Annotated in this window: 8 protein-coding genes and 1 riboswitch; of the genes, 4 read left to right on the top strand and 4 right to left on the bottom strand. The window is 42.9% G+C overall.

The features are described 5' to 3' along the window. Positions 1-34: 34 nt before the first annotated feature. The 3 genes from AOQ70_RS03895 to AOQ70_RS03885 form a co-directional block, all read right to left on the bottom strand. Positions 35-1,684, bottom strand: a complete 1,650-nt coding sequence (locus AOQ70_RS03895; protein ID WP_058838835.1) for a methyl-accepting chemotaxis protein — start codon at positions 1,682-1,684, stop codon at positions 35-37. Further along, entirely contained in the window at positions 1,681-2,658 is a 978-nt protein-coding gene (locus tag AOQ70_RS03890; RefSeq protein ID WP_039177730.1) for a BMP family lipoprotein, read from the bottom strand. The genes AOQ70_RS03895 and AOQ70_RS03890 overlap by 4 nt, the downstream gene beginning before the upstream one ends. Positions 2,659-3,001: 343 nt before the next feature. Next, positions 3,002-3,850, bottom strand: coding sequence for a CvfB family protein (locus AOQ70_RS03885; protein WP_041089776.1), 849 nt, complete (start codon positions 3,848-3,850; stop codon positions 3,002-3,004). Between the two features lie 237 nt (positions 3,851-4,087). On the opposite strand from AOQ70_RS03885, the gene AOQ70_RS03880 reads away from it, so the two are divergent. From AOQ70_RS03880 to AOQ70_RS03865, 4 genes are all read left to right on the top strand, one after another. Further along, the gene (locus AOQ70_RS03880; protein ID WP_012009527.1) at positions 4,088-4,579 is read left to right on the top strand and encodes a YajQ family cyclic di-GMP-binding protein; all 492 of its coding nucleotides are present in this window, start codon (positions 4,088-4,090) and stop codon (positions 4,577-4,579) included. An 81-nt stretch (positions 4,580-4,660) separates the two neighbouring features. Further along, a riboswitch (SAM riboswitch) is annotated at positions 4,661-4,779 on the top strand. Positions 4,780-4,857: 78 nt separating this feature from the next. After that, on the top strand, positions 4,858-6,699 hold the full coding sequence (locus AOQ70_RS03875; protein ID WP_059374916.1) for a bifunctional homocysteine S-methyltransferase/methylenetetrahydrofolate reductase: 1,842 nt from the start codon (positions 4,858-4,860) through the stop codon (positions 6,697-6,699). Then, positions 6,683-10,111: a methionine synthase gene (gene metH, locus AOQ70_RS03870; protein WP_059374915.1), complete on the top strand. Its 3,429-nt coding sequence runs from the start codon at positions 6,683-6,685 to the stop codon at positions 10,109-10,111. Before AOQ70_RS03875 ends, metH begins: the two co-directional genes overlap by 17 nt. Positions 10,112-10,245: 134 nt before the next feature. Continuing rightward, positions 10,246-11,103 carry a GNAT family N-acetyltransferase gene (locus AOQ70_RS03865; protein ID WP_059374913.1) on the top strand — a complete coding sequence of 286 codons (858 nt, stop codon included), beginning with the start codon at positions 10,246-10,248 and terminating at the stop codon, positions 11,101-11,103. 43 nt (positions 11,104-11,146) lie between these two features. Here the strand turns inward: AOQ70_RS03865 and AOQ70_RS03860 are convergent, their stop codons facing one another. Next, positions 11,147-12,961 (bottom strand): IucA/IucC family protein, encoded by a 1,815-nt coding sequence (locus AOQ70_RS03860; RefSeq protein ID WP_059374911.1) that lies wholly within the window; start codon positions 12,959-12,961, stop codon positions 11,147-11,149. Positions 12,962-12,966 lie beyond the last annotated feature (5 nt).

Here is a 12,966-nt window from a genome sequence, read left to right as displayed (position 1 = left end):
CCTTCCCTGACACAACACGGGAAGGGTGCTTTTCTTATGAAAGTTTAAATCGCTGGACGGTTTCATTTAACCTTGCCGTCATACTCATCAATTCTTCGACTTGTTTGTTCATTTGATGGAACGATTGCAGCTGTTCATTGGCTGAGGCAGAAATTTCTTCGCTGCCAGCTGCTGTTTCTTCTACTACTGCACTAATATTTTCAATCGAGTGCAGTACTTGTCCGCCAAGTTCTGTTGATTGGATAATTTGGTCATTTAAGACCGCCATTTCTTGTTTAATATGCTGCGCTTTTGTTTCTATATCTTCAAAGGAGTGTGAGGTTTTGTCCATCGCATCCTGCTGCTGAAGTGAAAGCTTGACCCCTTCTTGAACCGTTTGACTAATGGATTGAATCCCTCTTTCAATATGACTGACCATGTCAAAAATTTGTCTTGTTGCATTAGACGATTCATCGGCAAGCTTGCGAATTTCATCTGCTACAACGGCAAAGCCTTTTCCAGCTTCGCCTGCCCTTGCCGCTTCAATGGCTGCGTTTAAGGAAAGTAAGTTTGTTTGGTCCGCAATGTCAGAAACCGTTTTGGCCATGGCCGAGATTCCGCTGGCGTATTGCGTGAATTCTCCTGCTGATTCTTCGATTTGTCTCGTGGCATGTGTATTTTTTTCAATCGCTGATTTTGTTTCTGTTAACGTGTGCTTTCCGCTTTCTACGGCTTCGATGGCATCCTCTGTACTGCGGATGACCGTTTGTGATCGTTCGGAATTTTTACGTCCATGCTGATCCATTTTTTCAATCAAGCTGACGCCATGCTGGAGATCTTCTGAAATCGCTTGTGACCCATTGGCCATTTCGTCTGTTGAGACAGATACTTGATTGGCAGATTCCATCATCTTTTTATTTTCATCATTCAGGTGGATCGAGAATGTCTCTACTCGGCTTGAGACATGGCTAATTTCTTTAATCAAACTAATCAACTGATCTGTCATTTGATTAAAGGATTCATTCAAGCCGCCGATTTCATCCTTACGCTGAATATCTGTCCGCTCCACAGCAAGATTCCCTTCTGCGATCTGCTTTGCTCTGTAGGATAGTGATTTGATAGGTGTCACGATGGATCGCGTTAACCCCATATTCAAAAAGACGGCAATGACAATCAGTGTGAGGGCTGAGACGAGTGCACTTGTAATAATCCATTGTACATTGTCTGCTGCATCCTCTAGATTTTGTTTATACGCTTCTTCTGCTCTTTTATTCATCGTATGCACATCGTTTAAAACGCCATCAATTCTTGCTGCCACACGTCTTGCATCCGAGGCGTTTTTTTCGCCAATGGCATTGTTGGCTTCTTTGGTCCATGTGTCATATTTTGAATTTAACCTTGTTAATGCCTCTTTGTTCAAATTTCCTGCATGCTTGTTTAACGTTTGCAGCTGTTTTTTTGCTGTAGAAATATCGTTTTGAACGATCTCTAGCTGTTCATCTGAAAGTGTCATCGAATAATTGGTCATCGCTTGCTCGACACTTTCAAAGCTTGCCTTCGTTTTTTGTACGTTTAATAAGGTTTGGACATCTGCTTCATTTGATGATTGGATCTTTGTCATGCTGACAATGATAAACGCGATGACGCCAACTGCTAAAAGAAGTGAGATAAGTGAGTTGAGTAAAATTTTGACGCGTAAGCTCATGATGCGCCCCCCTCTTCTTTTAGAAGCGTCTGCTTCAGACCATTTAATTTTTTGGTCAGTGTCTCAGCATTTTTTAAGATCCGGATTTTTGCCATATCGATTCCATCATTGCTTAAGTCATAGACAACATGTCCGCTTTTAATTTGATTGTTCTTGACGACCTGTTCGCTGAATTGATAGACCACTTCATCTACTTTTTTCACCATAGATGAAATCACAGCTTTTTCTGCAGTATAGTACTGATCGCTGTCAACACCAATGGCATATTTGCCTTGCGATTGCGCTTCTTTTAATACACCAACACCTGAATAACCGGCTGCGGCATATAAAACGTCTGCTTTCTTTTTGATCATATCTTTGGCTATTTTACCGCCCTTGCCAGCATCACTAAATGTACCAGCATAGGTAGATAAAATTTTGATTTTTGGATTGACTGATTTGGCGCCTTTTTGAAACCCTTTTTCAAAACGATGAATGACGTCTGCATCAACACCGCCAACAAATCCAATGACATCGCTTTTCGTTGTCATCGCAGCAAGTGCACCTGCTAAATAGCTGCCTTCCTCTTCTTTAAACGTCACAGAGGTCACATTTTTCAGCTCAGATACGGCATCGATCAGAAGAAACTGCTTCTTCGGATATTTCTTTGCGACTTTTTCTAGGTCTTCTTGCATACTAAAACCTACACCGATAATGAGATCATTACCATCTTTTACGAGTTCTGTCAGCCCTTTTTCATATGTATCAGTTTCTGCAATTTCTCTATAATCAAATTCAATGCCAAGCTCATCACGTGCTTTTTCTAATCCTTTAAATGATGAATCGTTAAATGATTGATCGCCAAGACCATCATCTGTGAGCATAACGCCAATATGCTTCGCAGTTGATTTTGGCGACCCCTCCTGTTGATTACCGCATGCGGCGAGCACCATAAGCATGGCTGCCATCAGAAGCAATGAAATCTTCACTTTCATCCAAAAACACACTCCTTTTATCATCCTTACTCCTTTTTTATCGGATTTGAGGGGCGTTGTTTCAATGCTATAGTGAAGGTTTTCATGACTTTTTTCATAGAAAAAATCCATTATTTAAGACAAAAATAAAAAAGTGAGCAAATGCTCACTTTTAGATCATTGACAAAGGGCTAAAATGAACTTTATTTTAGAACTTTGTCTTCTTTTCAGCGTGACCTGAAAACCTTTGCAGCCCTAGGAAGGACGAGTACCGGAGCGGAGCGAATTTGACATTCGTGAGCACCGGCACGCAGGACTGACACCTAATGCGAGGGTTTGTCTGCACGCTGAAGTGAGCAAATGCTCACTTTTTCTCGTATGTCCAGCCTTCTTTTTGGTAAACGAGATCATTTTTCATCAGATGACCTAGTGCTCGTTTAAAGGCTGCTTTGCTCATTTGAAATCTTTCGCGGATATCCTCTGGATCACTTTTGTCTCCGTAAGGCATGGCGCCGTTTCTTGTTCTCATATAGGTTAAAATTTCTTCTGCATCGACAGATAATGCATCCTGTTTTCTAGGAAGCAGAGAAACGTTCACGGTTCCATCCTCTTTCACTGCAATAACGCGTCCTGTAACGGTCGATCCTAGTCTTGGCTCTTCCTTTCGTTCCGTGCGGTGAATAAACCCTCGCACGCCTGTATCTGTCAGCATAAAAGAACCTGTCGCAATTAAACGATAGATTGTTCCAGTAATTTCTTTGTTCATTAAGGTTTCTGGTGCCTCAGTAAACAATTCACTGATCACGTCTTCTGTGGCTGGTTTTGCGAACATTCTGCCGTAGCTTGTGACTTTCAGCATACAGTAGAGTTTGTCTCCTTTTTTCGGCCATGCTTCCTCAAATGGCGGAAGGTGTTCTGTTGCCACAAGTGCATCCTTTGACAGTCCAACATCGACAAATGCGCCCATGTCTTCTACCACGTCTACAACTTCTACCCAGCCATATGTATGTGCGTTAATTGTAGGAATTTTCATTGTGGCAGCGAGTCTTTCTTCATGATCTACATATAAATAGACCTCTACTTCATCTCGGTCATCAAGATCCTCTGTCATTTCACTGCGGTGTAAGAGGACCGAATCTTCACCATCTGTCAAAAAGTAGCCGTATTCCATTTCGTTCTCTATTTGCAAGGTCAGTTGCTCACCTGGTCTCATGTTCTCTTCCTTCCTATCTGCCCATAAAAGAGCGTTCGTTCAACTTTTGATTCACTTTATTCTACTATACTTCTTCCCGCATGAACATCTCTAGTTCTGTTAGCTAAAGTGGACAAACTGGACACGATTTATACCGCAGCCGGCTGAACTCTTTGCCTCATCTCTTCGATAAAGTTTCTTCTTCGGCTATTGACATGATAAAATAGACGCAATATCAATACTTGGAGGTCATGTGTGATGGCAAAAGAAAGCTCATTTGACATTGTATCAAAGGTCGAACTGCCTGAGGTGCAAAACGCTGTTCAAGCAGCGCTGAAAGAAATTAAAAACCGTTATGATTTTAAAGGAAGTAAAAGTGACATTTCTCTCGAGAAAGAAGAACTTGTTCTCATTTCTGATGATGACTTCAAGCTTGAGCAGCTAAAAGATGTACTTGTGACAAAGCTGATCAAACGAAATGTGCCAACTAAAAACATCGATTACGGAAAAACCGAGCATGCTCTTGGCGGTACAGTACGCCAGCGTGCGAAGCTGATCAGCGGGATTGATCAAGACAACGCCAAAAAGATTAACGCACTCATCAAGCAGTCTGGCATCAAAGTGAAATCACAATTTCAGGATGACCAAGTGCGTGTGACAGGGAAAAATAAAGATGATTTACAAGAGGTTATTTCTCTTATGCGCAAGGCTGATTTGCCGATTGATGTCCAATTTATAAATTTTCGATAAATTTCAAATTTTCCATTGATTAATTCTGTATTTTTCGTTACAGTTGATGGAAGTTCAATTCATTGACATGTTCATATTGCTTTCTTATCAAGAGAGGCAGAGGGACTGGCCCTGTGAAGCCTCAGCAACCGGTGTAGTAGAAATATATTTTCTATGACCAAGGTGCTAAATCCAGCAAGCAACTGCTTGGAAGATAAGGAGAAGAATTACGATACAGCCAAAAAGTCTTCTTCTTATCAGAAGGCTTTTTTTGTTACATAGAAATAAGGAGGAATACAATGGGCCTATTACAAGACTTACAAAATCGCGTACTGATAGCTGATGGAGCGATGGGAACACTTTTATACTCTTACGGCATTGACCGCTGTTTTGAAGAATTAAATTTATCGAAAGAGGATGAAGTGAAACGCGTACACGAAGCATATGTGCAGGCAGGCGCTGACATCATCCAAACGAACACATACGGTGCGAATTATATTAAACTATCCCGCTACGGCTTAGAGGAAGAAACGAAACGCATCAATACAAAAGCGGTACAAATTGCAAAAGCAGCCGCTGGCTCTGCTTATGTTCTCGGAACAATTGGCGGCATTCGAACGTTTAACAAAAATGCCTACTCTATAGAAGAAATCAAACGAAGCTTTAGAGAGCAGCTGTACATCCTATTAAATGAAGAGCCTGACGGATTATTGCTTGAAACGTATTATGACATAGAAGAAGCGAAGGCTGTTCTCCAAATTGCTCGCAAAGAAACGACTCTCCCGATTGTCATGAATGTCTCTATGCATGAACAAGGCGTTTTGCAGGATGGTACCCCGCTGAAGGATGGTTTATCTGAGTTATCATCTCTTGGTGCAGATGTCGTCGGCATCAACTGCAGGCTGGGCCCTTATCACATGATTCAGGCACTCGAAGGCGTTCCACTTTTAGAAAATTCGCATTTATCTGTCTATCCTAACAGCAGTCTCCCCTCTCTTGAAGAAGGCAGACTCGTCTATGATACAGATAACGATTATTTCCGAAAAAGTGCACTTGAATTTAGAAATCAGGGCGCACGCATTATCGGAGGCTGCTGTGGAACAACACCTCAGCATATTAGTGCCATGGCTGAAGCGGTCAAAGATTTAGCACCGATCACTGAAAAAGAAGTGAAGGTGTTAAAAGAAGAAATCATTTCCATCCAAGATCAGCGCACTGAGCCAGGTCTTGATGAGCTGGCTGTGAAAAAACGATCGATTATCGTAGAGCTCGATCCACCGAAGAAGCTGAACTTCGAAAGATTTCTCGTCGCTGCAAATGAATTAAAGAATGCTGGCATTGATGCGTTGACTTTAGCCGATAATTCTCTAGCGACTCCGCGCATTAGCAATGTCGCTTGCGGCGCATTATTAAAGCAGCAGCTTGATATGCGTTCTCTTGTTCATATCACATGCCGCGACCGTAATTTGATTGGGCTACAATCCCATTTAATGGGGCTCGACACCCTTGGATTAACCGATATTTTAGCGATCACAGGCGATCCATCTAAAATTGGAGACTTCCCAGGTGCAACATCTGTCTATGATTTAACCTCCTTTGATTTGATTCGTCTCATCAAACAATTTAATGAAGGCCTTTCTTTCTCAGGAAAGCCTCTTGGCAAAAAGACCAATTTTTCAGTGGCTGGCGCGTTTAACCCAAATGTGCGTCATATAGATAAAGCGGTCAAACGTCTTGAGAAAAAAATCGAATACGGCGCTGATTATTTTATTTCACAGCCTGTTTATTCTGAAGAACAGCTAGTGAAAATTCATGAGGAAAGCCGCCACTTGGATAAACCAATTTACATCGGCATTATGCCGTTAACAAGCAGCCGAAATGCAGAGTTTATTCATCACGAAATTCCCGGCATCAAATTATCTGATTCTATTCGTGACATTATGGCTAAGGCTGGCGAGGATAAAGAAAAGCAGCGAGCAGAAGGTTTAGCGATTGCCCGCTCTTTATTAGATACAGCCTGCGAATTGTTTAATGGCATTTATTTAATTACTCCTTTCCTTCGATCAGATTTAACAGCAGAACTGACCACCTACATCCATCAGAAAGAAAAGGAGTCTAACATCCATGTCAACTATCACTGAACAGCTCAAAAAACGCATCCTCGTCCTTGATGGTGCAATGGGCACAATGATTCAAAACGCCAACCTGACAGCAGAGGACTTTGGCGGAGAAGAGTATGAGGGCTGTAACGAGTATTTGAATGTGACGGCCCCTCACATCATCCGTGCGATCCATAGGGAGTACCTCGAAGCAAGTGCCGATCTCATTGAAACAAATACGTTCGGCGCGACAAAGCTCGTCCTTGATGAATATGGGCTTGGCCACCTTGCCTATGAACTCAATGTTCGAGCTGCACAGCTGGCAAAGGCTGAAGCAGACCGTTTCTCCACACCGGATAAGCCACGTTTTGTTGTAGGCGCAATGGGCCCAACAACGAAAACATTATCTGTAACAGGCGGCACAACCTTCAGTGAGCTCGTCAGAAACTATGAAGAACAGGCCCGCGCTCTAATTGACGGAAAGTGTGATGCCCTTCTTTTAGAAACAAGCCAAGACATGCTGAATGTAAAAGCTGGTTTCAAAGGAATTCAGGAAGCCTTTCAGCAGACGGGCATTCAATTACCACTCATGGTATCAGGTACGATTGAACCAATGGGCACCACCCTTGCAGGTCAGGATATCGAAGCCTTTTATATCTCTCTTGAGCATATGAAACCCATCAGTGTGGGCCTGAACTGTGCGACTGGTCCAGAATTTATGACAGACCACATCCGCACGCTCTCCTCCATCGCAAAGTCAGCGGTGAGCTGCTATCCGAATGCTGGTCTCCCAGATGAAGAAGGCCAATATCATGAATCCCCTGCTTCTCTTGCTAAAAAAATCGCCGCCTTTGCTAAGGAAGGCTGGTTAAATATTGTCGGCGGCTGTTGCGGAACGACACCTGCACATATTCAAGCATTGTCAGATGAAGTACGCACGATTCAGCCGCGTCATATCACTCGCGAATCACCGCAGCATACCGTATCAGGAATTGAGCCCCTTATTTATGAGGATTCAATGCGTCCTCTTTTTGTAGGTGAACGGACCAATGTCATTGGTTCTCGCAAATTCAAACGGCTCATTGCGGAACAAAAGTTTGAAGAAGCAGCAGAAATTGCTCGTGCTCAGGTGAAAAATGGCGCTCACGTCGTTGATGTGTGTCTGGCTGATCCAGACCGTGATGAGGCAGCAGACATGGAAGGCTTTTTACAAGAAGCCATGAAAAAGGTGAAAGCTCCTTTTGTCATTGATTCAACGGATAAACACGTGATTGAAAAGGCACTCACCTATTCTCAAGGGAAAGCCATCATCAATTCTATTAATCTTGAGGATGGCGTGGAACGTTTTGAAGAGGTTCTACCTCTTGTGAAGCTATATGGCGGTGCACTTGTTGTTGGCACAATTGATGAAATAGGAATGGCTGTGACAGCAGAACGAAAGCTTGAAATTGCTATACGTTCGCATGATTTGTTAACGAAGAAATATAGAATTCCTGCAAGTGACATTATTTTTGATCCGCTTGTCTTTCCCGTAGGCACTGGAGACGAGCAATATATTGGCGCCGCTGAAGAAACGATCAAAGGCATTAAAATGATCAAGGAAACCCTGCCTGAATGCCTCACCATTTTAGGCATCAGCAACGTATCTTTCGGACTTCCGCCTGTTGGCAGAGAAATCTTAAACGCCGTCTATTTGTATCACTGCGTGCAAGCAGGGCTTGACTATGCCATCGTGAATACGGAAAAGCTTGAGCGCTTCGCATCCATTCCAAAGGAAGAAATCAAACTAGCTGAAACCTTACTTTATGAAACAAATGACCAAACACTGGCTGAATTCACCCAATTTTACCGCGGCAAAAAGAAAACGGAGAAAAAACCAAAGGTCTCCTTATCACTTGATGAAAGGCTGGCGCTCTACGTCGTCGAAGGAACGAAAGAAGGTCTCATCGATGATCTATCCCTTGCTTTGGAGCAATATGAATCGCCGCTTCATATTATCAATGGTCCGTTAATGCAGGGAATGGCTGAGGTTGGTCGTCTTTTTAATCAAAACGAACTGATTGTCGCCGAGGTGCTTCAATCAGCAGAGGTCATGAAAGCATCTGTTTCGTTCCTTGAGCAATATATGGAAAAGCAGCATGCCAGCGGGAAAGGAAAGATTCTTCTTGCGACCGTAAAAGGAGATGTCCATGATATCGGGAAAAACCTTGTCGACATCATTTTGAGCAATAACGGCTTTCAAGTAGTCGACCTCGGCATCAAGGTGACACCTCAAACATTGATTGAAGCTGTGCAAAAGGAAAAACCAGATATGATCGGATTATCAGGCTTACTTGTAAAGTCCGCACAGCAAATGGTATTAACCGCTCAGGATTTACAAAAGGCCAATATTTCTGTTCCTATTTTGGTCGGCGGTGCTGCCCTTTCTCGCAAATTTACGAAAATGAAAATTTCGCCTCATTATGATGGACCTGTTCTTTATGCAAAAGATGCCATGGACGGTCTGTCATTAGCTAATGAGTTAAAAGCGAATCCACTGCAATTTCAAACAAAGCCCGAAGACGAGCCAGTGGCACCTTTCAAGGAGAAAGAAGGAAAGCAGCCGAAAGCTGTCATTGAATTACTAGAAAAACGCGCAGCCCTTCCTCAGGCACCGGTATTTACGCCAGAAGATACCGCACGCCATTATGTGAGGGACATCGATTTGCATCATATTATGCCTTATGTGAATGAACAAATGCTCATTGGTCATCATCTCGGCTTAAAGGGAAAGGTCAAAACCTTATTAGCTGAACAGCACCCAAAAGCATGGGAATTAAAACAGCTTGTCACAGATCTTCTAAACGAAGGCAGAGAGAAAAACTGGTTTGCGCCAGCATTTGTGTATCAATTCTTCCCTGCCGGTTCAGACGGAAATGATTTGCATATTTATGATCCCGAAAAGCCTGACCGCATCATTGAAACGTTCCAATTTCCAAGGCAGGAGAAGCTCCCGTACCGCTCCATTTCTGATTATGTACGGAAAAGTGATGAAAACGAGAAAGATTATATTGCCTTATTCGCCGTCACAGCCGGCGCACGTATACGTGAAGTCGCGCAGCAATTTAAGCAGGAAGGAGATTATTTAAAAATGCATGCTGTCCAAGCTCTGGCACTTGAGCTTGCAGAAGGATTAGCTGAAAGAACCCACCAAGTGATTCGTGACAAATGGGGCTTCCCTGACCCAGTCGATTTTACAATGGAAAAACGATTCCAAGCAAAATATCAAGGGCAGCGCTATTCCTTTGGTTATCCAGCGTGTCCAAATCTTGAGGACCAAGAAAAGCTGTTCAAGCTGCTTCAGCCTGAAAAAATCGGCATCCACCTGACAGAAGGATTCATGATGGAACCTGAAGCATCTGTTTCAGCGATCGTCGTCTCCCACCCTGAAGCTCGATATTTTAATGTTCATTAAGATTAGAACCTCCGTGATTGGGGGTTCTTTTTTGATACACGCTGAGAGGAAAAGGATCTCCCTTTTCCTTTTTCTTATGCTTTCTTATGGTACGATACATATAGATGAAATCAGCTAAGAAGGAGTTGCGTGTATTGGAAAACGTTGTACAACGAACTTTAACACTTGATGACATACCCGATCTTATCGCATTGTCAAAAGAGGTCGACTGGCCTGATTACAATGCGGATGAGCTTACATCTCTTTTAACAAACGGATATTTTACTGGTTTTTCAACAACGGATGGACAAGTCATCTCATGTGCGGGACTTTTCCAATATGAAAAAGCAGCATCAATTGGTGCTGTGATTGTATCTGAGACGCATCGCGGCTTAGGCCTTGCACGGAAAATGATTGACACCCTGCTTCGCCGGAGCAATCAAAGTGTTCCTGTCGTTTTAACTGCTACTGTACAAGGACAGCCCGTTTACGAAAAAATCGGATTTCAAACGGCCGGCTATATTCATACATACAAAGCACAGACCACGAATCCATCGGCTTTTCGTGTGTCAGGTGGGATTCACCTTTCTCCTGCTGATGAAGCGGACCTTCCGTCGATTGAAGCACTTGACGAAAAAGGTGCAGGTACCAATCGATCAAGCTTTATAAGAAAGCGAATGGATCGAGCATCGTTCCGGCTGATCGCACAGAATGAACATCATGAAACAACTGGCTTTGCATTTGGCATCGAAACCCCTGCTAATCTCATGATTGGGCCGCTTGCAGCAAACGATAAACAAACCGCTCTCTCGCTCATCCAATCACTCATCTCGTCTTATTCAGGGGCAATTCGTTTAGATATGCAGGAAGAAACAGCTGAGCACCTGCATGAAACACTTGTTGAAGCAGGATTTACGAAAACAAACGTAGCCCATTTTATGATGATTCGTGGGAAAGAAAAACTAAATGATCCCGCCCTATTCTATTTCCTCGCCTCTCAAGCATTTTCTTAAAAAACAAAAAAGCTGTAGACACTAGATGTCTACAGCTTTTTTATTACTTCTCTCCAACTGACGAAAGAACATGAGCGAGTGCATTTGTGACCTTCCCATGCTCTGATGCATGCGGGCGGTCATCTCCATCTCCATAGCCATAATCAATCATTCGATTACGATTTAAGCAAAGCTTTGTCAGCTTCGGCTGGAATAGATCAAATAATTCAAAACGGTCTTTTAGCTGCGGGAATTGATTTTGATACTGCTGAATTTCTTCAGCAAGCAAACGCCAAAGAGTCGTTTCATCTAACAGATCGTGATTGTCTAATACGTTGGATACATAGCGCAGATTGCAAATAAATAATCCTGTAAAGATAAATTGTACTAGACCTTCTGGCGGCTCACTGCGCAGCACTTCTTTTAAATCTTCTTCTAGTGAAGCTAATTCAGGCAGCAGCTGGTCACTTATATTCACATCATCAACGAAATCTTTGATCGCTAAACGATGCGGCTGATGATTTTTTAACACAAGAATCGTATTTTGACCATGCGGTGAAAAGACTGTGCCGTATTGATACATAAAGTGCAAAAGCGGCGGCATCACGACATGGAAAAACTTCGCCATCCATTCTTTTGCGGAGAGACCTGATTTTTCAATCAGCTGCTTGATATACGGCTCACCTTCATGATCCTCATAAGTGAGTGCCGCAAGTGTAACAGGGCTCTCCCCTTCTTCTAAGTACGTATAAATGCTTTCTCTAAAAATGACACCGAGCATCTCAAGATATTGATACGGCGCACCAGGCAGTTTGCTGTAGTATGGATGATCGACATTGATACTTGCATTCTCACCTGGTAAAATGACGCGGCACACATCAGATAAAAATGAGTCTTGATCGGCAATCCCTTTAATATGTGCTGTAATGCGCGGGGCAATGACCGTACGTTCTGATGGGAGTCCACGGTACACAAGTGTATTTAAAATACTCATTGGCAGTTTAATATGATGCTTGCCTTTATTTGAGATATTTGTAAAGGTTCTGATCGACTGCTGCGGGATATATTGATCCAGCCCCTCTCCTAAATACACAATCCGGCGCAAGGCCAAATCTTCCGGAAAATGCTGAATAATCATATGCGTCCACTGCCACTGATGGACAGGCATCATATAATAGTCAGCTGCATTCAGTCCTTCATCCTTTAACACACGTTGAAATTGACGAATCGTGACTTCATCTAATTCTTTGGCGATCACCTGCTCATAGTTTTCATGATCGACTGCATGGAATGTCGCAAGTTCCCTGTGAACAGCAATCCAAGACAGCTGCACACATTCTTGACGTTCTGGTGCATAGGCTAAGTAATCATCGTAGCTGAATCCTATACGCCCTTTGTTATACACAATCCAAGGATGGCCTGTCATTTCTCCTTCAATCCATGCATAATCCGTATCTGTCAGCTCATCCGCACGAAGTGCTTTTTTCGACAGCAAATGGACATCGGCTAACAAAGTATGGTGAAGCTCTTTGATAAGATGGCCTGTTGTGTCAGAGGACATTGGAATGATCGGCTGAATGTCTAGTAAAAACACAATGGCACTGACATCCTTTGACCACTTTCCATCCTGACAGTACTCAATTGATTCAGCGATTGTATCAAAACTATCAAACAACCGAGGTTTTGCCAGATAACGATATTTCTTATGTTCATGAATGATTAATTCATACTGGGCAATGCCATCCTTACGATCCAGCTCGACAGGATGAAGCATGTCCTCATACATGTATTCGGACAGCATTTTTGCCACCATTCTCTGGTTTGCCTTTTTCCAAGCAGCAGGATTCACCGCTTTTTTCAATTCGTCTTGTACACTCATCGCTT

Source organism: Bacillus sp. AM 13(2015) (assembly GCF_001518755.1).
Taxonomy (GTDB): domain Bacteria; phylum Bacillota; class Bacilli; order Bacillales; family Bacillaceae; genus Bacillus; species Bacillus safensis.
This window is presented reverse-complemented; position numbering and strand designations above follow the sequence as displayed.